The sequence below is a fragment of the Runella sp. R0.1_18 genome (assembly GCF_057652155.1).
The window spans coordinates 206,650-229,893 of record NZ_JBYFCK010000010.1 but is presented as its reverse complement, the minus strand read 5'-3'; the positions used below and the strand labels follow the sequence as shown (position 1 = coordinate 229,893).

General features: G+C 43.0%; 18 protein-coding genes. 3 read left to right on the top strand and 15 right to left on the bottom strand.

What is annotated here, in order from left to right; translation table 11 throughout:
- Positions 1–6: 6 nt before the first annotated feature.
- From AC23P2_RS18725 to AC23P2_RS18690, 8 genes are all read right to left on the bottom strand, one after another.
- Positions 7–822, bottom strand: coding sequence for a hypothetical protein (locus tag AC23P2_RS18725; protein ID WP_487774610.1), 816 nt, complete (start codon positions 820–822; stop codon positions 7–9).
- 24 nt (positions 823–846) lie between these two features.
- A complete protein-coding gene (locus AC23P2_RS18720; protein ID WP_487774609.1) occupies positions 847–1,611 on the bottom strand; it encodes a hypothetical protein in 765 nt (254 codons plus the stop codon).
- Between the two features lie 9 nt (positions 1,612–1,620).
- Positions 1,621–2,214: a hypothetical protein gene (locus AC23P2_RS18715; protein ID WP_487774608.1), complete on the bottom strand. Its 594-nt coding sequence runs from the start codon at positions 2,212–2,214 to the stop codon at positions 1,621–1,623.
- A 273-nt stretch (positions 2,215–2,487) separates the two neighbouring features.
- On the bottom strand, positions 2,488–5,487 hold the full coding sequence (locus AC23P2_RS18710) for a sensor histidine kinase (RefSeq protein WP_487774607.1): 3,000 nt from the start codon (positions 5,485–5,487) through the stop codon (positions 2,488–2,490).
- Positions 5,488–6,129 carry a response regulator gene (locus AC23P2_RS18705; protein ID WP_487774606.1) on the bottom strand — a complete coding sequence of 214 codons (642 nt, stop codon included), beginning with the start codon at positions 6,127–6,129 and terminating at the stop codon, positions 5,488–5,490.
- Between the two features lie 7 nt (positions 6,130–6,136).
- Positions 6,137–6,526, bottom strand: coding sequence for a hypothetical protein (locus AC23P2_RS18700; RefSeq protein WP_487774605.1), 390 nt, complete (start codon positions 6,524–6,526; stop codon positions 6,137–6,139).
- A 45-nt stretch (positions 6,527–6,571) separates the two neighbouring features.
- Complete coding sequence (locus AC23P2_RS18695; protein WP_487774604.1) at positions 6,572–7,372, bottom strand: nuclear transport factor 2 family protein; 801 nt, start codon at positions 7,370–7,372, stop codon at positions 6,572–6,574.
- A 51-nt stretch (positions 7,373–7,423) separates the two neighbouring features.
- On the bottom strand, positions 7,424–7,615 hold the full coding sequence (locus tag AC23P2_RS18690; protein WP_472490357.1) for a response regulator transcription factor: 192 nt from the start codon (positions 7,613–7,615) through the stop codon (positions 7,424–7,426).
- Between the two features lie 147 nt (positions 7,616–7,762).
- On the opposite strand from AC23P2_RS18690, the gene AC23P2_RS18685 reads away from it, so the two are divergent.
- Together AC23P2_RS18685 and AC23P2_RS18680 are read left to right on the top strand one after the other, a co-directional pair.
- A complete protein-coding gene (locus AC23P2_RS18685) occupies positions 7,763–9,661 on the top strand; it encodes a sensor histidine kinase (protein WP_487774603.1) in 1,899 nt (632 codons plus the stop codon).
- Between the two features lie 70 nt (positions 9,662–9,731).
- The gene (locus tag AC23P2_RS18680; protein WP_487774602.1) at positions 9,732–10,280 is read left to right on the top strand and encodes a Uma2 family endonuclease; all 549 of its coding nucleotides are present in this window, start codon (positions 9,732–9,734) and stop codon (positions 10,278–10,280) included.
- Between the two features lies 1 nt (position 10,281).
- On the opposite strand, the gene AC23P2_RS18675 is transcribed toward AC23P2_RS18680, so the two are convergent.
- Positions 10,282–10,923 carry a response regulator gene (locus AC23P2_RS18675; RefSeq protein WP_487774601.1) on the bottom strand — a complete coding sequence of 214 codons (642 nt, stop codon included), beginning with the start codon at positions 10,921–10,923 and terminating at the stop codon, positions 10,282–10,284.
- A 202-nt stretch (positions 10,924–11,125) separates the two neighbouring features.
- Between AC23P2_RS18675 and AC23P2_RS18670 the strand changes: the two genes are divergently transcribed.
- On the top strand, positions 11,126–12,949 hold the full coding sequence (locus tag AC23P2_RS18670; RefSeq protein ID WP_487774600.1) for a tetratricopeptide repeat-containing sensor histidine kinase: 1,824 nt from the start codon (positions 11,126–11,128) through the stop codon (positions 12,947–12,949).
- A 44-nt stretch (positions 12,950–12,993) separates the two neighbouring features.
- Here the strand turns inward: AC23P2_RS18670 and AC23P2_RS18665 are convergent, their stop codons facing one another.
- From AC23P2_RS18665 to AC23P2_RS18640, 6 genes are all read right to left on the bottom strand, one after another.
- Complete coding sequence (locus AC23P2_RS18665) at positions 12,994–13,644, bottom strand: response regulator (RefSeq protein ID WP_487774599.1); 651 nt, start codon at positions 13,642–13,644, stop codon at positions 12,994–12,996.
- 147 nt (positions 13,645–13,791) lie between these two features.
- Entirely contained in the window at positions 13,792–16,905 is a 3,114-nt protein-coding gene (locus AC23P2_RS18660) for an efflux RND transporter permease subunit (protein ID WP_487774598.1), read from the bottom strand.
- 12 nt (positions 16,906–16,917) lie between these two features.
- Complete coding sequence (locus AC23P2_RS18655) at positions 16,918–18,024, bottom strand: efflux RND transporter periplasmic adaptor subunit (RefSeq protein WP_487774597.1); 1,107 nt, start codon at positions 18,022–18,024, stop codon at positions 16,918–16,920.
- 184 nt (positions 18,025–18,208) lie between these two features.
- Complete coding sequence (locus AC23P2_RS18650; RefSeq protein ID WP_487774596.1) at positions 18,209–18,712, bottom strand: DUF4843 domain-containing protein; 504 nt, start codon at positions 18,710–18,712, stop codon at positions 18,209–18,211.
- 55 nt (positions 18,713–18,767) lie between these two features.
- The gene (locus tag AC23P2_RS18645) at positions 18,768–20,174 is read right to left on the bottom strand and encodes a RagB/SusD family nutrient uptake outer membrane protein (protein WP_487774595.1); all 1,407 of its coding nucleotides are present in this window, start codon (positions 20,172–20,174) and stop codon (positions 18,768–18,770) included.
- 20 nt (positions 20,175–20,194) lie between these two features.
- Positions 20,195–23,176 carry a SusC/RagA family TonB-linked outer membrane protein gene (locus AC23P2_RS18640; protein ID WP_487774594.1) on the bottom strand — a complete coding sequence of 994 codons (2,982 nt, stop codon included), beginning with the start codon at positions 23,174–23,176 and terminating at the stop codon, positions 20,195–20,197.
- Positions 23,177–23,244: the final 68 nt, after the last annotated feature.

Genomic DNA, 23,244 nt, shown 5'->3' with positions numbered 1-23,244 from the left:
TGATAATCAATTTACTTTAGTGAAACTTGCTCCTGCTTTTTGCTGATTCGGATTTACCCTCATGAAAAGGTTAATTTTCCCATCGTAGTGTTCGATTGTGTAATAGAGTTGAAATTTTTCTGTACCATCCGGCATTTTATAAAGTAGCTGTCCGTCTCTCGTAAACCACCTGATACCTGCTTCTCTTTCGGCTTTGAAGCCTTCATTCTCAGTCCAGCCCCCATTATAGTTAGCTTCCAATCCGGGCTGGTAAATGGCGGCTGAACTACGACTTTTTCCTTCCATGGTACCATCAGCATTAAAAGCCCAGTATTCTTCGGTATTCATGCTGTTTCGGTTATAGGCAGAAAACTTGCTCCAAACACCTATCAAATTAGGATCGCGCGGTAGGGTATTGTTACCTTTCGGTGCTTTTTTAGGTGGTTGGGTTATATTATTTTCAGGTTTTCCTGCTTTTTGTAGTGTGCCTGAAAGAATTATCTGTCCCTGTTCGAACACTTGTACAAAAAGGCCGGGCAAGCCATTACTCATTTTATTCAAATAGTGAATGGAAAAAAAACCAGTACCTGTATCATTGGTCAATGTACCTGAATACATCCCGTGAGATAATTTTCCCGATAATGCAGAAGCGATGTCTGTTCCGTTGACAGAAATTGTCATCGTACCTGTTATAGACATTTCCCTGGCGTTGAGTACCACACTGCTTTTCAAAACTGATTGATTAGCGATAACAGTCAGATTACCCTGGTATTTGCCATTGATTTGCTGTGCCATGCTGTTAAACACGATTAGAAATGAGATAAAAAATAATAGGCTTTTCATGTTTGCCGTTTTATTTTTTCAGGCTCAATTATCCCCAACACTATTGAGTTCATGAATCCCATGTTCATATACCCTTTGCCGTCTTAGGCTTTCAATCTGTTGCTGTTCACTTTGTTGTGCGTTATAGCTTCGTTGGTTCTGTAAATCTATCGCCATTAATTGCTTTCTCTCTGCCAGCGACGCAGTAGCTTCCCTAAATCGAATCCCATTAAAAAGCGCATTTATAGTTTGCTGTGAAATAGCTGGTGCGCCCGTAATCCAGCGCATGATGGAAAGTCCACCCCCATTCGGGGAAACATTATAGACCATATTCAAGGTCATCCCATTGTTACTGATTGAAGTAAAAATACCATTTTCAACTCTGGTAAAAGTAGTTCCTGCTGATTGCAAATTCTGAACAATAGTATTCAAATCTTCGTCAGTAGGCATTACAATAATAAGGTCATTCCGAGAACCGCTTCGGGCATCTACAAAAGCATAACTGTTTTTAGAAGCACTTGGCACCATCTTTAAATCAGCTAATAGGGGGATACTTACACCGAATGGGTCATTCACAATTGTATTGGGATCGTAATCCTGTGAAGCCGAAGTACTTCCTTGGGTATAGTCTCCATTGCCAACCTCATTCAGTTTATTAACTCCCTCTCTAAAGCGTTGTTGGGCAAGGTTGCTGGCCTGAATCTGCTCCATAAACGCATTTTTTTGTTGGCTTGTTTTGTATTCTTCATAAGCAAACATCGCCAAACCAACGAGTGCGAGTGCTCCTAAAAATTTGATATTACCGTTCATGACATTTTTTCATTTGTATTTAAAGCTAATAGCTGCCTTTCCTCCTGAATAAATCAGCCCCTCCATATTCACGCCATTAGTGCGCATTTTTTTTATGAACCCTGCCATATCTTCTTCGATAGAATTGTTAACCAATCCACCAGTGAGATACGATTTCCATCTGAGGCTACTCCCCGAAGAAATAATCGTTTCGTAATCTTTGACGGGCTCCGCTAATACATATACGTCAACACCATCTAATTGTCGCACCTGTGCAATTCCTTTCGTTTTTTCGGAAGGCTTGTCTGTAAATCGGATAGTCACGATGCTTTTACCACCCGAATAAAGTACTGCATCAAAGACAGCTCCTTGCTTACGTGCTCGGCGAATGTATTGTAGTACTTTATCCGTAATACTTTCGTTAAACAATCCACCTGTCAGTATTGACTCCGCCTTTACACCAGTAGTTACGCTAGTCATTGTTTCATAATCGCGAAGGGGTTCGGCCAAAATATACACTTCTACCCCATCCAGACGCTGGACACGGGCGAGGTTTCTATTCTTCTGCGCAAAGAGCTGACAGCCAACCAATAAAATACAACAGAATAAGATGAGTTTTTTCATGGGAATTAAATAACGGTTCATAAAAACTAAGATTTCAGAATGTAAGGATGTGGCGACAATCGGCCATTTTCCTTATTTATTTTTCACCCAAACAACAACCCTACGATTGCTACTAAAACCGCCACGATCGACAGCACAATCACCAAGTACCATTTCCATCGTTGTTGTTTGGATTTCATATTTCAAAGGTCGGGATAATTGGAAGGCGGGACATCCCTTAATTAGGGTAAATCGAATACGTAGAAATACGTGTTTTTATCCCTTCACCTCATTTTAAAAAGGAATCTCTATGCTTATGGCTGTACCTCTACCCACCACCGACTTTATATCAAGCTTACCATTGAGCAATTGAGTACGGGTATGGAGATTAGATAACCCATTGCCAGTAGCAGAAATAAGAGATGTATCAAGTCCACGGCCGTCGTCGGTGTAACAAAGTGCCAAACTATGGGCATTTCGGCTCAATTTGAGTATTATTTGATTGGCTTGGGCGTGCTTGAGCGCATTTTGAAAGAGTTCCTGCACCATTCGGTACAAATTTACCTGCATTTCCTCGGGCAGGTTTTCAGGAAAATTATCTGATTCTACAACTACCTGTACTTTACCTGTTTGATTGATGATGACCGCCAATTCTTGAACGGCTTTGAGCAAGCCCAACCGCTCCAAACTCCGTGGACTCATGGCATGAATCAACTGTCGCAGGTCATCAATTGATTCATTAAGAAGGTATTCGGTCTTCTCTTTGATAGGCAAGGATGCAGGGTCATTGAGAAGTCCAAGCACCATTTTCATCGCTGATAAATTGGCTCCCAAGCCATCGTGCAGGTCTTGCCCAAAACGCATCCGCTCTGCTTCCTGAGTCTGCACCATCACGGCCAGTTCCCTCCGCTGCCGCTGCACTATGCCATATAGCCGATAACGGTAAAATCCATAAATTCCCACTAGTAGGAGTAAAAGCATTGTAGCTCTAAAACCAATGGTTTCCCATAACTGCGGCGCTATTTCAATCTGCAACGTCGTGGACACAGGATTCCAAACCCCATCGCTGTTGGCAGCTTTCACTTCAAAAGTGTATTTTCCTGCGGGTACTTGTACAAATTGCGCCGTGGTTTGTTGATGGGCCTGGCTCCATCTATTGTCAAGTCCTTTGAGACGGTATTGGTACGTGTTTTGGCCATTACTTACATAATCTAAGGCCGCATATTCTATCGAAAACGAGTTTTGGTCGGCTTTTAACGCAAGCTCGGTTTGCTTATCCAAATAAATCGTCGTTGATTTTTCATTGGCAAAACTCATTTTCCAGCACCTCACTTCGGGGTAGTGTTGATTGAGTGCAATCTCATTAGGATCAAAATAATTAAACCCATTGGCTCCGCCAAAATACATCATTCCCATCGATGTACTTACATACGCATTTCTATTGTATTCATTTCCTTGCAGCCCATCCGTCGGTTTGAAGTGCAAAAACTTGTCTTGTTGACTATCAAATCGCAAAATACCTCGATTGGTACTCATCCAAAAATACCCTTTTGTGTCCATCAACAGGCCATACACGTGCGAATTGGCCATCCCATTACTTTCATCATATTTCCGCCACTGATAGTTTTTTCCAATATCTACTTTGACTAATCCATCCGCGCAGCCTAGCCACCAACGCCCTGATTGCTCCAGCAACGATAATACGTGGGTTTGGTGAAGAAGATGGCGTTCTTCTTCCCAATTGCCATTGATTAATTTTCCAACATGTACGCCCTTATTCTCAACACTCACCATCACTTTTCCTCCTTGCAATCGAACAGCAAATTCAATCGTCTGTTTCTCGAAGGCACGTATTTCCTGAAAGTTATGTTTTTGTTTATCAAACAGATACACTCCCGATTCGGTCGCTATTAATAATTGGTTTTCGGACGCACTACCAATGTGTTTAATAAAATTGGCATTGAGCGCCCTATCGTTGCGGTGCAGGACATTGGTAAATGTTTGAAAACGATTCTTCCTTTTATCAAACCCAACCAAGCCTTTGCCTGTCCCTAACCAAATAGTATGTTGCTCATCTCGATGAAAACACCAAATGGTTTCCGAAGGCAGTGTCGGCAGATATACATTTTTCTCTATTTTATCTGTACTAGGATTATAGACGTATAATCCATGAACGGTAGTTCCAACCCATATTTTTTGGTCATGCTCCACCAAACATCGAATCGAGTTACTTTCCAGCGCACGGTGCGAGTTATAATTGACAGTCAAAAAGTTTTTTCCCTTGGGAATAAGTTTTAGTAACCCAATCGGCTCAATATGCACCCAGACGATTCCGTCGCCAAGCGTAAATAGAAAATAAGCGGGGGTCAGCGGAGGAACGGAAGGAGGATGGTATTTGACTTCCTGAAAATACGCTGTTTGAGGGTTAAATCGGAGTAAACCCGCCGATTGTGTCGCTATCCAAAGCACCCCATCGGGGGTTTGGACGATATTATGTACATCGTCCAAACGGCGACCGTTGGCTTCTAAAAACACTTTATACTGCTGATTGTGGGGATTAAACCGAATCAGTCCATTTTGTGTTCCAAACCACAACATCCCCGATTGATCCATCATTACCTCAATAAAAGTAGTAGGTTTGCCAACCTCATTGCGCAAATCATCGCTAAAATAATAACGTGCCTGACGCGAAAGCGTGTCAAAACATACCACACCGCTGTTGGCTTTTAGCCAGAGTTGCCCCTGCTTATCAAAGAAGAGATCGTGTTGATTGACAAAGTGAGTAATCGAAAAAGAAAAATCAGTGAATACGGTCGTTTTTGATTTTGAAGCGTGGTTATATTTGATAATTCCCTCTTTTCCTGACCAGTACCACAGCACTCGATTGGTAGCCAAAAAGGGCATAATGTGTCCCGTCTCATCTTTCCCTTCGGAATTGGTAGCAAAGATTTGCGAAAAAGTGTTGGTGTTACGGTCGTAAAGATTGAGGCAATCTTCCGTCCCTATCCACAACTTGCCGTCGGGGGACTCAACAATACGGTTCATAAAACGCCCTCTAATTGAACCCTTTTGCCCTGTTTTCTGCCTATATACTTCTACCTGCGTACCATCATAGCGATTGAGGCCGTCTTGGGTACCTATCCAAACATAGCCACGGGTATCTTTGTGCATGGCATATACTGAGCCTTGCGACAAACCCTCTTCGGTACTTAATAAGGTAGCGCGATAATTTTGCGCCTTGACCGAAAAGCTAAGGCAAATCAGCAACCAAACGATTAGACTATTTACGCTCATCTAATTGACTGAATACAAGCCATTTTCGCGAACAAATGCCATCAACTCCCCTACACTGTGTAAGTTGAGTTTGGAATAAATACTTTTGCGATGACTCTCAACCGTATGCTTGCTCAGGTTCATTTCTTGGGCAATCGTCGCTGCGTTTTTTCCTTTTGCCAATGCTTTCAACAGTACCTGTTCTCGGTCGGTAAGGGTCTTGATTGGACTCGGTTTCGATTTGGTCGCGACAAAACGACTACCATTGAGTAAAACGGGCATCAATTCACCACTAATAAAAACGTCCCCCTTACTCACGCTGGCGAGTGCGGCGAGGAGTTCGTCTTTCCCCGCCGTTTTCAGGCAATAGCCAGTTACCCCCAACCCCAACATGGTTTTGACGGTGTCGTAGTCGTTGAGCATAGAGAGTGTCAGAATCTTAACGGATGGATACTGTTGCTTTACTTCAATGGCTATCTCTTTTCCCGATTTCCCTGGCAAATCAATATCCAAAAGCAATACATCTACGGGCTGTTTTTTGAGAAAAGGCATCACTTCATTGCCATTATAAACCACCCCTGCGAGTTTATAATCGGTTGCATAATCAATAATAAAACGAAGCCCATCCACAAAAAGTCGGTGATCATCAGCGATAAAAATCATAGATAAGTTATGATTCAGATTTCGACTTTTGAATAATCAAGACCATCCAGATAGCCAGCACGAAGCCTATGCCTACGATGCCCCATGCCTGAGCGTTATCTATGCCTTTCAAAATTGAAATTGTGTGTGTAATAGCAAGGAGCACATTGGCTACTATAGCGCCTATCATAAGCGATTTTATGACATTAGAATAGGGCTGATTTCTTAGCAAAGCAAAGGCAATACCAAGACCAAAAATCAAACCTCCATAGTGACGAATGATAGAATAAGTACCTTCGTTGAGAAGTACATCTCCCGAAGAGTATATTTCGCAAATAAACTGCGGGACAATGAGCATAGGAATCGAAAATAAGAAATTTACGATTGCATTGACGGTTAAGAGCGTTTTCAGATTCATTTTGATTTTTGTTCAAGGGTTAAAAAGTCAGTACGTAGCTGCAAACTATCGCACTATATCTGTTTGCTGCGAGCTTACAAACATCCACTTGCCATTGCGCCGCTGAAAAACATAGGTAGCCGCTACTTGCTTACTGCGCTCGATACCGTCTTTGTCTAAACGCACGGTTTTGTGGATACCCGTAGAAACGGCCAAGTCCCCCGATTGAAAAATCATAGGTTGGAGCGACTCGGTCGAAATAATGTTTTGCTTGTCGCTTTTCAAAACCATTTCTTTGGTCAGATAGCTGCCCTGCACGGTGGCATATCTGAAATCATCAGAAAGGCGATTGGCATAAAAGGCTTTTGAATCGGTCTTGTATTCGTTCTCTATTTTTTGCTGCATTTGGGTCGTAAACGTGTTGTCTTCGCCTCCCGTCTGATAGTCAATCTTGGTATGATGTATATCGGTATGTACCCACTGGTTGTTTTGCCACTCAAAAGTGTAAGTAAAAGCATCTTTCCAGCTCATTTTTGAGCCGTTCGCAAATACCAAATCGTGCGACCTGATTCCCGAAACTACCCCCAATTTCCCCGACTGCTTCACGCGTACGTCAGAAAAAGAGGAGGTGGACTTGCCCGAAGCAGTTCGTTTTGCTAATTCGAGGGTTTGTTGTTTGTTGAAAACCTCCCCATTACCTCCAAAAAAGCGAACGTTTTCGGGGAGGCTCTGCACCCACTTAATGGGCTCTTTGTCAAAAGTTGTGCTGTTTTCATCAAATGCCTTTTTCAGGTCGGTTTGGGCGTACAAGCCCCCTAGCCCCCAAAGGGGGAATAAAATAGCAAGAGTAAGTAGTAACTTTTTCATTGTAGGAATCATTGATTTATGGTTTAAGTAATTCAATTGTTTTTGCAAAAATTAGTCGATTAGTCCTTCTTTAAAAGCGAGTTTTATCAATCCCACCACCGACTTCGCTCCCGTCTTTTGCAGCATATTACGACGGTGGGTTTCGATGGTCGGAACACTCAATTTCAACTGACTTGCTATCTGCTCGGTAGTTAATTCTTGGCTGATGAGTTGCAATATTTCTATTTCGCGTTTGGTGAGCATGACATCCCTATTGTTTTGATACAAAGGTGTCGCATCTTTCCCAAACCGTTTCTAGTCAGTTACCCTGATTTTAACTCATGGTATCCCATGATTTTGTTCTCATGGTTTACCATGATATTTGAGTGTTTTTGGGTAAAGTATTTTGAATTGAAGCGTCAAAAAGTGAATTTTAAGATTAGGATAAATTTAACGACTATGAGGAGGAAGGTGCTAACGATATTGTTGCTTTTGAGTTCTAACAATCTGGCTTGTAAGGGGCAAGATGCTATACAAAAATACTTAGCCCTGGAAAAGAAGTATGAAAGCTTATTGAAACTCCCCCAATCATTGGGAAGAGATACTTCGATGATTATTACTTTGGATTCGATTATATTTATTGCTCATCGGTTTCAACCAAAAAAATACCACTACTACGATAAACAATTTCATCAACTACTTACTAAAACAAAATGGAAGAAGGCAAAGGCGATCCTCTCTTTTTATAGAGGCAATAGATTAGGGTCTAGCGGTGAACCCATAAAATCGGTTGAATTATTAGAACAAGCCGAAAAGCAATTTGAAATATTGAACGACTTTGCTAGACAATCTCATACATTGATAAAAATGGGGTATATTATTTCTAAACATTCCAATTTAATTAAATCAATATTTGTAATAAACCGAGGAATTGATATTGCAAAAAAAATAAAAAACAAGAATTTAATCCTTTTGGGGTTAAACCACAAGGGAAATATTCATCTAAACTTAAAAGACTATAAATCAGCTCTTATTGATTTTGAACAATACGATTTAATGAATGACCCCGATTTAGAAAACTATTGGGCTAATAAATTAAACATTGGTGTTTGTTTGTTAAATCTAAAACAAGAGAAAAAAGGGTTGGATTATATTTTAACGGCATTTAGTAAAATTCCAACAGAAACAGACCACCAAAAATATTTACATAGCGATATTAGCGAAATATTAGTAAATTATTATCTCAATAAAAATGACTTAGATAATGCATCAAAGTACTTAAAATACACAAAAAGATATTACCTTCTTGACAAAAAACAACTTTTTTACTACGATTTTCAGATATTCCGTAAAAAAGGCAATTATAAAGAAGCTCTAAACTCTCTTATAATGTTTAGGGACTTTGAACTTTCTAAAAAACAAGTAGAAGAAAAAAACAGCCTCGAAGGAATAAAATCTCAATTAGCTTTAAAAGAACAAAACGAAAAATTACAGAAATCAGAATTTGAAAAATTACGATTGCAAAATGAAAGACAAAATCAATTGAGATGGCTTTTCATCACTTTGAGTATAATCGGCTTGCTTACAACTGTCTATATTTTTCGTACAAATAAAAAACTCAAAAAGAACAATCTGGAACTTCTTGCAAAAAATGCCGAAATCTCCGCTGCCCTCCTCCAAGGCCAAACCATTGAGCGCAAGCGCGTAGCCGCCGACCTGCACGATAGCCTAGGCAGTACCATGTCGTCGCTAATCTATACTGTCAATGCCATTGATACCAATAAGCTCGACGAACAAGAAAAAAACGTTTACCGACATTTAAAACAAATGCTTGATACCGCCTACAACGAAATCAGGCTTCTCTCCCACAACCTCCTGCCCGAAGAATTTGAAAAACAAGGACTTGCCGAAGCACTCCGATACTTTGTCCGAAAAATTAACCAAACCAAAACCATTCAATTTGACCTCTCTATTGACCCAAACTTGGGAAGACTTTCGCCCAAAATAGAATTTGAACTCTACAGCATCTGCCTCGAACTTATCAACAACATCCTGAAACATTCTAAAGCCACCGAGGCCAAAATTGAGCTACTTAAACTTACTCCCCCATTGGGGCGTTCCGCCGTTGCAGGCGGGGAGCCGCTAACCTTAATTATTTCCGACAATGGCCGTGGATTTTTTGACAATGAATCTGACGGAAAAGGAATCAAAAACGTAAAGGCACGCATTGAAAGTCTCAACGGAACTTGGCACATTCAAAACCTACCTGATGGGGGTATGAGCAGCGAAATCGTCGTACCTATTACTTAATGAATCCTCAAAGCGAGCCTTTGGTAGTTTCTTATCAAAACGTTATTTTTGTTAAAAATCTTCGTCTCAAATGAAAACGCTTCAACAAACCACCCACCTGCCCCGTACGTGGTCGGAATTCCAGATTTGGGAGCCCAACGACGGCTTCAAATATGAGTGGAACGACGGAGAAATCATTAAGTTTACGGGAATGAACAAACATCAAGTTTACATTTATCAGGCTTTAAATAAACTTTTTAGCCAAAAAGAAATGTGGAAATCTGGAACGTTAATAGCTGAATATGATACCATGCTTTCAGGCATTCAGATGAGAAGACCCGATATTGCGTATTTGAGTGACGAACAAATAGCTCGTACTAAAAGGGGCGAAGACGTTATCCCTGAATTTATGATTGAGATTATTTCGGGTAGCGATAATTTTTATAAAGTTGAAGAGAAAATTACCGAGTATTTCAAAGCAGGGGTAAAAGTGGTATGGAATATTGTCCCTGACGAAAAAATAGTGCAAGTCTATACCTCACGACGTAACGTTAAAATCTGCATTGAAGACGACATCTGCTCTGCCGCACCCGTGTTGCCAGATTTTGAAATTGCCGTAAGCACTATTTTTGCCCAATAACCTACTCCACCAACCCGTGCTTCAAAGCATATTTAGTCAACCCAATGGCGCTTTTGACATTGAGTTTGTGAAACAAATTCCGACGATGGGTCTCGACAGTGGAAAGGCTGATGTATAGTTTCTCGGCGATTTCGGGGCTTGAAAACTCCATCGCAATGAGCTTGAGCACCTCTATTTCGCGCTCGGTTAGGTTTTGAATGGTAGTAGGCTGAGCATTGTTCCAATCTTCACCAGGCTGTGCCATAAGCTCATCAACAATCACAGGACTAAAATAACGTTTGCCTTCCATTACTTGTTGAATGGCCCGTTCTAACTCCTCTGGATCTGATTTTTTGAGAATATAGCCATGTACTCCTGCCCTAATCGCTTCACGAATATGAATCGCCTCTTCGACCATCGTAAGCATTAAAATCCGAATACTAGGATAGTGCTGTCTGATTTGAAGCGTCAAGTCCACACCGCTCAAATAGGGCATGTTAAAATCTAAAACCACCAAGTCTATTGACTCATTGGCCAACATTGACAGTACCTTGCGACTATTGTCGGTGGTAGCAACAATTTCAACTTCTGGGATTCTTCTAAAAAGTAGTTTTAGACTTTCCAAAATCATTTGGTGATCGTCCACAAGGAGAACTTTTGTCATGCGTCTTACGGTAGGGTTAAGGAAGCACCAAGATAGTGTTTTCCTTCGATAAATAGTTCGTTAAAAAATCAAGGACAAAATGTACCTCATGGTTTTCCATGATTTTACACCAAAAATTTAGGCTCCGAAAAGAATATCAGCAACTTTTTTAGTAACTATGGGTTTCCTAGTTTCACCCTTGTAAGGTAAGCTACTTTGCCCTATGAAACCATTCATCTTCCCTATTCTTTTGATATGCCTCTGGGGGACATTTGTTATAAGTACTTTCGGACAATCCTCCGAAAGCCTTTCTCCGCAGGAATCCGCTACAGTGAAGGAGCATTTTCAGAAAGTGGATGATTTTATGAACGACGATAACTACGATTCGGCCCAATACTGGCTCAATCGCGTCGATTTGTTGCTCACCATCAAAAAACCCACTTACTTCACGTACCTTTTTCACAGTCGGCAGTGCGAAATTTATTACTTCAACAACTTGGTCGAAATTGGTATCAAAGAAGGAAACAAAGGCTTAGCCGTGGCAAAATTACTGAACGACCGCAGCCTTTTGGCCGACTCCTACAATTTTTTGGGCCTCTTTTACATCAATTCAGAACAACTCAAAAATGCCGAAACTAGCCTATTAAAAGCCCTAAGCTATACCTTGGAAGACAACGACCAAGGCAAAGCCGATTACTACAACTTGACGCAGAAATACCACATTTACGGCAATTTAGCGGAGGTTTATATCAACCAACGGCAGTATGGAAAGGCCATCACGGCCATCGACAGTTCCATGAAACTCGCCCTTCAAAAAGGGAAGGTTCGGCCGTATGCGTTAGGACAGTTTACCAAGGCGGAGTTGTTGCTCAAACAAGGCAACGCCAAAGAAGCGATGCAGTATTACGAACAAGCCCAACGCACTTGCAAGCAAGCCACTGACTTTACTAACCTGCGGGATGTGTATTTGGTGACATTTTCTGGCATTGCCAAATGTCAGCTCCAACTCAATCGCTTGCAGAAAGAGTTGATTTCGCAGGGACTGGCATTTTACCACAACCAAAAAGACATCAATCGCTATTATTCGTTGCTGTTTATCAACGATGCGATTCAAATTTTTAAGCAAACCAAAGACTACAAACTTTTGGCCGAATGTCTAGAAATTAAATCAGACATTGAGAACCAGAATGTTAAAGGAAGCCTCAAAAAACTGGAAACGACTGTTAATGTGAGCCTTCGTAACGAAAAGAAAGTGCTGGAAATGGAGTTACAAAAAGTAAAAGCCTACCAAGAAAATGAGCTAAATCGCGAACAAAACCTGATGATTATTCAGGGGCTTGTGGTTTTGGTCGTATGTATTTTGATTTGGGCTAACCAAAAATTAATTGCCAAAAACCGTGAGTTGGTGCAGAAAAACCAAGCGATTTCGGCTGCGCTCCTCCAAGGCCAAACCATCGAACGCAAACGCATTGCGGCTGATTTGCACGACAACCTCGGCGGAACCATGTCGGCCCTCAACTGGGGTTTGGAAGCCATTGATTTCAAAAAACTTAGCCCTCAAGAGCAAGAAGTCTATCAGCACGTCAAAAATACCATCTCTCAAGCCCACGAACAAGTCCGCCTCCTTTCGCACAATCTACTTCCCGATGAGTTTGAAAAACAAGGACTTATCGACGCCCTTCATTATTTAACCCGAAAAATCAACCAAAATAAAACTACTCAATTTACCCTCGAAATTGACCCAGCCATCGGGCGACTGGACAAGCGTATTGAGTTTGAGCTCTACAGTATTTGCCTCGAATTGACCAACAATATTTTAAAACATGCGAAGGCAACCCAAGCCCGTATCCAACTTTCATTGGCTGAGCGTCAAATCATCTTGAAAGTAAGTGACAATGGCCAGGGGTTATTTGATAACGCATCGGACGGGAAAGGAATGAAAAATATCAAAGCAAGGGTTGAGAGCCTTGGTGGGCATTGGCTGCTTGAGAACCAACTAGCTGGCGGGGTGATGTCCACGATTTCACTTCCTCTCCACAATCCTTAATCATTGTGCCAACTAGAAAACTATCATTGTCTCGTACATCTTCATTACCTTACCAATCCGTGTCGCATGGCATATTTAACAACTCCCGCCACGCTTTTCACGCTCAATTTTTGCATCAAATTGCGGCGGTGGGTTTCCACCGTTGGAACACTAATGCACAATAAATCCGAAATCTCGTTTGTGGAAAATTCATTTGCAATCAATTTAATGATTTCGATTTCTCGACTTGTCAAATGCAAAATAGTATCAGGGCGCGCATCGTTCAAATCATCAGGCGCCGACGAAGACAACTCTTCAATGACCGCTTCGCTATAGTACTTTCGTCCTGCCATCAGGGCATAAATTGCCTTTTCTAACTCCTCACGGCCTGATTTTTTTAAAATATAGCCATTTACTCCTGCTTTTATCGCTTCTCGAATATGAGTGGCATCTTCGGCCATGGTCAAGAGAAGAACCTTCACCGTCGGAAACCGTTCTCGCAAAACAAGGGTCAAGTCAATCCCGCTCAAATGGGGCATGTGTAAGTCCGACACAACGATATCGACTTCGTGTTCTTCGAGAAAACGTATTACATTTCGGCTGTCGGTAAACGTAACCGCAACCGTTATATTTTCAATCGTTCCGAAGAGCATTTTTAGACTGTCCAAAACGATTTGGTGGTCATCAACAATAACAAGCCGTATAGATGGTTGCATTTTTTCTCAATTTTCTACAAAATAGCGGCCTTCTAACTTTAAAACTACTCATGGTTTTCCATGATTTTTTACAGAAAAACCATGAAAAAGCCCCTGCGGATAAAAGCAGAGGCTAAAATTAAGAAAGGGTATGGAAAACTTAAAGTCTTATGCCGTGGGTTCTGTCTCGGCGGTTGGCGCCTGAGCTTTCTTCTCCACAGGTTTGATATTGCTCGATAAATACGAATAAATAGCGGGAATGATGTAGAGCGTCAGAATCGTGGAGAACAACAATCCTCCCACAACAGAAATCCCCATCGAGACGCGGCTTTCAGAACCTGCCCCTAATGCCAAAGCGATGGGCAAAATCCCTAGAATGGCACACAAACTCGTCATCACAATCGGACGAAAACGGGCTACTGCCGCTTCCCTTACCGCTTGCAATTTGTTTATACCCAGCTCTTTCCGCTGGTTAGCAAATTCCACAATCAAAATCCCGTTTTTGGTCACAAGCCCCACCAACGTAATGATTCCGATTTGGCTAAAAATATTGAGGGTTTGCCCAAAATCCCAGAGCGACAACAACGCGCCACAAACTGCCAAAGGCACCGTCAAAAGGATAATAATCGGATCAACAAAACTTTCAAACTGCGCGGCCAAAATGAGGTAAATCAGCACCAAAGCCAACCCAAAAGCAAACAAAAGGCTAGAAGAACTATCCTTAAACTCCCGCGACTGCCCGTCGAGGGCTGTGGTATATGATTCGTCCAGCACACCTTTCGCGATTCGGTCTATTTCATCCAAGGCTTTTCCTAAAGTAACCCCCTTGGCCAAACCTGCGGTAATGGTAGCTGCCGATGATCGGTTGAAACGGAATAACTGAGGCGGCGAACTTTGCTCGGTAAGTTTCACAAAATTATCAAGCTGAATCAACTCTCCTCGGTTACTTTTTACAAACAATGATTTCAAATCCATTAAATCATCACGGTCTGTGCGATCAATTTGCCCAATGACTTGGTACTGTTTTCCGTTCATCAAGAAATAACCAAATCGGCGACCAGAAAGACCTAACTGCAAGGTTTGGGCAATATCTTGGATAGATACCCCCAAGTTTTGGGCTTTATCACGGTCAATTTCGAGGCGAATTTCAGGTTTGGTAAACTTCAAGTTTATATCCGTTCCGACAAACATTGGGCTTTCGTTCACCCGCTTCATCAATTCGGGAATCACCGCCCGCAATTTCTCGTAGCTCGTAGCTTGTACAACGTACGACACAGGGAAACTACTTCCTCCCCGTTGCCCCGTTTGGATGGTGGGATCTTGCAACACAAACGATTTTGCCCCCGATAGTTTTGCTACTTTTGATTGTACTGCATCAGCGATTTCCATTTGCGACCGTTGGCGCATCATAGGCTCACTCAATACCACCCGAACGAAGCCCGTATTGGTCGCGTTGGTTGAGAATCCTGGCGCTGTAATCGTGATTAAAGCATCACGTTCGTTGGCCTTTACTTCATCTTCCACTACTTTACCAAACATTTTGAGGTAACGATCGGTAAAGTCAAAAGTAGCCCCCTCCTGCATGGTCAACGACAGCCTAAAACCACGACGATCTTCCATGGGAGCCAATTCGGAAGGAATAGCTTCATATTTGAACAAGGCATAAATGATGCCAACAAACGCTACCATCAGCACCCACGCCATCCAACGGATTGTCATAAAAGACGCCAATGACGACTCGTATGCGTTGTTCAACCACACAAAGAATGGTTCCGTCACGCGGTACAACCAAGGTTGTGAGTGGCTCGATTTTAGCAATTTTGAGCTCAACATCGGCGTCAGTGTCAGCGACACAAAAGCCGAAATAATAACGGAGCCAGCTACCACAATCCCAAATTCGCGGAACAAGCGCCCCGTTACCCCTTGTAAAAAGATAATAGGTAAGAATACCGCCGCCAGCGTAACAGTTGTTGATATAATGGCAAAATAAATTTCTTTGGAACCCTCAATCGCAGCTTCTCGCGGTGAAAGCCCCTCTTCGATTTTGGTATAAATGTTTTCCAATACCACAATGGCATCGTCCACCACCAGACCAATCGAAAGTACGATTCCAAGCAGGGTCAATACATTGATAGAAAAGCCCATGATGTACATCAGGAAGAACGTTCCGACCAATGATACAGGAATCGCTGTCAGGGGAATGATGGTACTACGCCAGTCGCGCAAGAAGATAAAGATAATCAAGGCCACCAGAATAAAGGCGGTGATGATGGTTTCTTCTACTTCCAAAATTGAAAGACGCACCGAACGGGTATAGTCAAAGCCAATCGCCGCCACAATATCAGGTGGTAAGTCTTTTTTAATTTGGTCAATGCGCTTATACACCTCATCCACAATCGCGATTTGGTTGGCGCCAGGTTGAGGCACAACGGCCACACCCACCATCGGAACGCCATCACGGCGCATCAAGGTACGTTCGTTTTCGGGGGCTAATTCGGCCCGACCTACGTCCATAAATTTCACCACGCGATCCGACTCTTCTTTGACAATGAGGTTATTAAATTCGTCAACGGTGGTCAAACGTCCAAGTGTACGAACGGTCAATTCGGTAGTAGCCCCTTCAATCGAACCCGATGGAAGCTCTATATTTTGGCGCGTCAAGGCATTTAACACGTCGATGGCGGTCAAACGATACGAAGCCAATTTGAGCGGATCAATCCACAAACGCATGGCGTAGCGTTTTTCTCCCCATATTTGAATCGAACTTACCCCCGAAATGGTCTGTAAACGTTCTTTTACTTGACGTTCTACAATGTCGTTCAAATCCAGCATCGAGCGCTTATCGCTCTTCACGTTCATGAAGAAAATGGGGTTTGAATCCGCATCAGCTTTGGAAACAATCGGCGGGTCAATATCGCGAGGTAGTAAGCCCAACGAACGAGACACGCGGTCGCGCACGTCGTTGGCTGCCGTCTCCAAATCCACGCCCAAATCAAACTCCACGGTAATGTTACTTCGCCCATCGCGGCTGGCCGAGGTCAGGGTCTTAATCCCCGAAATTCCGTTGATAGATTCCTCCAACGGTTCGGTGATTTGGGACTCAATAATCTCGGCATTGGCCCCCGTATAATTGGTCATTACGTTGATCACGGGCGGATCCACGCTCGGGTACTCCCGCACGCCAAGGTACGAGAAGCCAATCAACCCAAAAATAATGATGATGAGCGACATCACCACTGCCAATACGGGTCGTTGAATGCTGGTTGTTGATAATGATGCCATGATAGTTTTGTTTTACTTCTTAATATCTACTTCTCCCCCTGCTTTCACTTGCAAGATACCCGAAGTAATGAGGGTATCACCTGGCATCAAGCCCTTGGTAATTTCGATTGTTTTATCGTTACGAATCCCAATTTCTACCGCAATTGTTTCGGCTTTGTTATTCTTCACGATAAAGACTCGATGCCCACGAAGGTCAGGAATAACGGCTTCGGTAGGAACGATGATGGCATTTGGTTTAGCATTTAGGATGATTTCTACGCGCGCAAATGCGCCAGGCACCAACTTACGCCCTGGGTTCGGGCTGGTAGCGCGCAGGGTAAGTGTACGGGTACTTGGGTCAATTTTTGGCTCAACGGCATATACTGTCCCACGGAATTTTTCGTCTCCTCCTTCGGTCGAGAACGTAATACTTGTTCCCTTACGAACACTTGTAGCGTATTTGGCAGGCACCGAGAAATCAAGTTTAGCAGGATTTACGTTGGTGAGGGTAGCAATGCGGGTGGCATTGTTGACGTAACTTCCCGAACTGATATAGCGCAAACCGACCGTACCATCAAAAGGCGCTTTTATAACTGTTTTCGCAATTTGAGCTTTTAAGTTCTCAATGTCGGCGTTCATACTGTTCAAGTTGGTTAAACTGATGTCATAATCACGCTGACTAATGGCCTCTTTTTCCAACAATCGTTTCTGACGTTCTTCGTTTACTTCGGCCAATTTTTTCTGGTATTCCAATTTTTGAAGCTGGGCTTGTAAATCAGCATCATTGATACGAATCAGCACCGTACCTTTTTGTACGTAATCTCCTTCACGAAAATTAATCGAAGTAATCCGACCCGCGATTTCGCTGCGAATTTCTACTTCTTCGTTGGCGATAATGGTACCTGTCGAAAGAATTTTCTCCTCAATTCGCTGGTTTCCTACCACCAAAATCTCAACGGGAGCTGGCCCGCCTGCTTTACCTGGGGCTCCACCTTTGGCACCCGCACCCGCATTTTTTCCTGTTCCCGCTCCTTTTTCCTCTTTTTTAGAGGCATATTCTTTTAAACGAGGGTAAAAGGCTAAACCAGTAATAAGTAGAATAACTAAAATTGTGACAACGGTTTTTACGGGCTTGCTCATTGGTTAGTAAATAGTAATAAATATCTGCTTAGTAGAGGTTCAGATAAGGTAACACCATAATTAGGCAAAAAAGGTCGCTTTCGCGGCTGGCATCGACGAATTTGTTTTTTGTGTCGCTTAAATGAAACAAAAAAGCGACGCCCTGAGAGCGTCGCTTTAATGCGTATAGCGTTATTTACAAAGATTAACGTCGAATATTCAACGTAAATGTCTTATAATTCTCGCTTGGTTTGATTTGGTCGTTTCCTGTCAATGTCAACACCAATGGGAAGTTTTGGGTAGCCGCAACAGTCGTTGGGATACCTTCCAAAATTTCAAACTTGATGTAAGCAGAACTGCTGTTGGCAGGAATCGTCACCGAACCTTTGCTTTCTAAGATACGGTAATTGATATTTTCAACTGCCGTGCTTTTCGCCGCATCAATGACGTAGCCAAGTGTGGTAGCATCTGGGCGTTGTGCGCCTACCAATTGCACCAAAATACTATCTCTTTTGATTGCTTGGCGAATCGTACGCTGAGCAGCGCCGTTCGACACGTTGTTGGTGGGCTGCGTAGCGAAACCTGTACGTGGATTTTTAAATTCAACTACTGGCGCCATATCGTACGTCCACGTAGGGTTTTCAAAGCATGACGTAAGCGACAACGCCATTGCTCCTACTACTAAAAATTGAATGAATTTATTTTTCATGTTTTGTTCAATGTTTAAGTAACTGACCTGACAAATAATAGCTATTGAGTAGCGATTAGTAGCCACGGTTTTGCTTCAAGTTTTTATTAAGTTGTACCTGAGCAACTGGCAATGGTGCCAAAATGCGGAAATCATCGTATGGAACTACAGCCGAAAGACTCGCTTTCGTAATGGTTTGACCACGGCGTTTCAAATCAAAGAAACGGTGTCCTTCCAAGTACAATTCCAAACGGCGCTCCGTCATGATAGCATCAATCAAATCAGCTCCTTTTACAGTAGCAGCCACGGGCGTAGCCCCCGAACGCGTACGAATACGGTTCAAGTCAGCCAAGGCCAAATCATCTTTACCCGTTGCGGCATAAGCCTCAGCACGAATAAGCAATACTTCTGAAAAACGAATCACAGGGATATTATCTGTAAATGGCCCTCTTGAACCTGGGAATTTACGGCTAAACACCACCGATTCTCCACCTTTTACGCCCGCAAACATCGCCTGCGTACGACGAACGTCAGTAGCTTCAAACAAACCTAAAAGTTCATTGGTAGGAACTACGTCTGCCCAGTTACCAGTCGTCAAATTGGTAGTCAACGAGTGCATTGATTCGTTAGATCCTAAGCTTTCGGTTGCTTGAACGTAGTTGATTTCAAAAAGTGATTCTGGGTTTGGCGCCGTTGTAAATGCTGTAGCATAGTTGGCACCAGTAGCTAGGGCCGCACCATTGGGCGCATCAAGGGCCGCAGTAGCGTAAGTGATTGCATCCGCATATTTTTCCCAGTAAAGATACACCCGCGCCAAAAGGGCATTCGCCGCTGCTTTGTTGGCACGTAGGCGGTTACCTGTCGCAGGGAACAACGCGATGGCTTCTTTCAAATCTTTTTCAATCAACTGATACGTTTCTTCAATTGTCGAACGTGATTTAAAATCTGCTTTGGTCACGTCATCCGTAGGTTCGGTACGCAAAATCATTCCCAAATTTGCCCCACCAACTACTTTGGTAGGCTCGTAGCAAAATACACGCGCCATGTCAAAGTACAAAAGTGCACGTAAAAACAACGCTTCAGCTTTGATTTGAGCTTTTTCGGCCTCGGTAGTGTTTGCACCACTAATTCCTTTGATAATAAAGTTGGCTTCGTTAATGCCCGCGTAGTTATCCCAAAACTGCTGCATGTGCGCGTTTGGCGCATTCACGCGTTCGTTGAAATAACGGTTTGAGTTACTGTTAGTCAAACGAACGTTATCCGCCATGATTTCGGGAGCAACCATCATACGTGCTCCGTAGTAAGTGTTTGGTTGCAAACGGTCATATACTGAAATCAAAAGGGCACGCACCCCCGTAATGTCTTTCAAAGCTACTTCCGTGCTTATCGACTGTTTTGGTTCGGTATTTAACAAATCACTACATGAAGTAGCCGCCATTGCCAATACGACCAAAGATATATTTCTAAGTTGTTTTGTCAACATGTCTTTTACGATGTTTTGAATTAGAACTCAATTTGAATACCACCCGTTACTTGCTTACTTTGCGGATAACGACCTATTTCAAAAATCAAGATTTCTGGGTCTAGACCTGTATAGGCCGTCCACGTCAATAAATTGATACCTTGAGCAAAGAAACGTACTTGGTTCAAATGAAGTCTTTTAGTAATGCTTGATGGTAAATCATAGCCTATCGTCACTTGTTTCAGACGTATATAACTCGCATTTTCAAGTTGTTTAGAGGAGAACGATTGAATGGAGCTACTACCAGGCTCTGTTCCTCCTTCATACGGGCGTGGTACGCGTGTAATTTGCCCAGGCTTAGTCCAGCGCGCAAGTTGGCTTTGCATATTGTTCCAACCTGCTGATGCTGAGCTTTCCATGAAGAAGCCGTTGTTGTTCAACACTTGGTTCCCCCACTGCCCTTGGAAGAAAAACTCCAACGAAATTCCTTTGTAAGACAAACGGTTGGTTACCCCACCAAATCCTTTTGGAAGCGGCGTTCCTTGGATTTTTGAATCGCGTGCTTGAAGTGTATAAGTGATATTTCCGAGCGAATCCAACCACATCGAACGACCATCGGCTGGGTTCACCCCTGCATACGTTGGATACCAGTTGATAAAAATAGGTTGACCTACCCAGTAATCTGTACCAATATTATTTTGTCCAGGCAACAATTGAAGGATTTTGTTACGTTGGAACGACACGTTCCAGTTAGTTTCCCAACGGAATCCACCTTTGTTGACGTTTACGTGGCTAAATTCGATTTCCAATCCTTTGTTTTCAACTTTACCAAGGTTTTCATTGATTGAACCAAAACCACTATCGTTAGGCAAAGGACGAGACAACAACAATTTATCGTTTACTTTACGATACGCTTGTACTTCCCCAAAAATACGTCCATTGAAAAGCGAGTAGTTCACCCCTACGTTGAAAGTTGAAGCAACCTCCCAAGACAAATTGGCGTTTCCTAACTGCGAAGGGCGGATACCAGGAAGGTCGGTGTACTGCCCCCCTATACCAAACAAAGCACGAGATGCAAAGTCACTGATGCTGTTGTTACCTGCTTTGCCGTAACCAGCAAATACTTTCAACTCAGACAACCACGAATATTTTTTCAAGAAACTTTCTTCTGAAAGGCGATAACCTACCGAAAGAGCAGGGAACAAACCGTAACGGTTGTTTGAGCCAAAACGAGAAGAACCATCGTAACGCAAAGTAGCCGTACCAATCAACTTATCTTTGTAGTCATAGTTTACCGAGCCAAATACACTGGCAATCCGCCATGTAGTGTAAGTACCCGTAGTGGTGATTGGACGGGCCGCCGCTGCCAACGTACGGAACAAACCATTCGGGAATCCTTGACCAGTGGCCGATACTACTTCCGAAATTTGCTCACGGTATTCGCCACCCACCAAAGCACCAATTTCGTGGTCACCGATGGTTTTGTTATAATTCAAGGTCTGAGCCGTGTTCCAGTTTAAACTGTAACGGTTAGCAACTGTAGCACTACCACCCGTTGAAGCAAATTGCGGTACGATTGGGTCACGGTATGAGTCGTCACGGTTGTTGGCATAATCAAGACCATAGAATGAACGGAATTTTAACCCAGGAATGATTTCGTAGTTCACCGCGAGGTTACTTACCGTCTGAATCGTCGTGTTCTTACGAGTTTCGTACTCTACGCTTTGCACTGGGTTGATGCCGAATGCTCCTGTAAGCGGCGCATTGTACGAACCATCTGCCTTATAAACAGGCTGGTTTGGCAAAATCAACGCTGCGGCAAAGAAAGGGCTGTTGATAGCAGCTCCGTCCGCAACGGTGCCATTTTGGGTAGTTGCTGCCAAACCGATAGAAGTCTCTATTTTCAATTTTTTGCTGGCTTGGTGATCTACGTTCAAACGAACAGTTCCACGACCAAAGTCAGACTTAATTACTTGCCCTTCTTGGTAGTTATAAGAAGTTGCCAAATAAAAGTTTGTTTTACCGTCACCACCCGTAGCCGAAGCATCAATCATACGAAGACGACCACGGCGATACACATAATCTTGCCAATTTGTATTTTGAACCGTTGCAGGGTCGCCATATTGCGTTATTGCGTTGGCACGCGCCGTTTCTACCGAAGCATTGGTTGCTCTCGCACGGTTTTCAAAGCCTTCAATTTTAAGGGTTGCAAACTCGGCCGCCGTCAACACATCTAATTTTTTCAATACATCCGTAAAACCATCTTGGATAGACACCTTGAATTTCGTTTTACCTGATTTACCACGTTTGGTTGTGATCAACACTACCCCGTTTGAACCTTGCGCACCGTAGATGGCCGAAGCAGCTGCATCTTTCAATACTTGGATTGATTCGATGTCGTTGGGGTTCAATGAAGAAAGAACGTTGGAACTCGCTGTCGTTGACAAACCGCCGCTCGCTACTTGTACCCCATCAATGATATAAAGTGGGTCGTTACCAGCGTTGATAGAACCCACCCCGCGAACGCGAACGTTGATACCACCGCCAGGCTGACCACTCGTAGCTGTTACCTGTACCCCAGCCGCACGACCTTGAAGGGCACGGTCAACTGTTTGCATAGGCAAACCTTCGATTGTTTTACCACTTACTTGCGACACCGCCGCAGTGATGTCCTTCTTTGCCGTAGAACCACCGTAGGCAGTTACGACCACTTCGTTCAAGTTGTTGGCTTCTGGTGTAAGTACAATGTTAATGATTGTTTTGGAACCTATCTCAGCGGTTGTTTTTTCAAAACCTACGAAGCTAAATACAAGTTGGCCGCCGTTAGAAACCGCAATTTTGTACTTCCCATCGGCATCAGTATTCACACCGCGCGTTGTCCCTTTGACAACTACAGTAACCCCTGGCAGGGCTGTTCCATCTTCACTGCTTGTTACCGTTCCTGAAACGGTCCGCTCTTGTGCTCGAAGCTGCACACAAAAGCTCATCAACAAGCAAAAGCTTGCGAGTAAAATTTTACGCATACGATTTAGTTGGTTTTTAGGTTGATTCTAATGTGTTTTGCAACACACAGCTATAAACCCATTACGGT